The organism is Pseudoalteromonas rubra (assembly GCF_005887115.1).
GTDB classification, from domain to species: domain Bacteria; phylum Pseudomonadota; class Gammaproteobacteria; order Enterobacterales; family Alteromonadaceae; genus Pseudoalteromonas; species Pseudoalteromonas rubra_F.
The window spans coordinates 1-218 of record NZ_PNCJ01000202.1 but is presented as its reverse complement, the minus strand read 5'-3'; the positions used below and the strand labels follow the sequence as shown (position 1 = coordinate 218).

Genomic DNA, 218 nt, shown 5'->3' with positions numbered 1-218 from the left:
AATTCCATGCGCTTATTTCTAACCTTGCAGCCAAGCTCAACCAACGCTTGATGCATGAGCGCGACCCGAAACGTCGTGGCATTATTTTTGAGTTTCCTCGTCAATTGCGTGTACTGCAGGGCATCGCCGACACCTTCCTAAAGGAAATTTTCACCCCTAACGCCTACGAGCAGCTGCCTATTTTACGGGGCGTTTACCTAACCAGTGCGACACAAGAA

General features: G+C 49.5%; 1 protein-coding gene. It reads left to right on the top strand.

Annotated features, from left to right (window positions below; genetic code table 11):
• The coding region (locus CWB98_RS23750; RefSeq protein ID WP_138547001.1) for a type VI secretion protein IcmF/TssM N-terminal domain-containing protein at nucleotides 1-218 on the top strand (218 nt) is incomplete at both ends.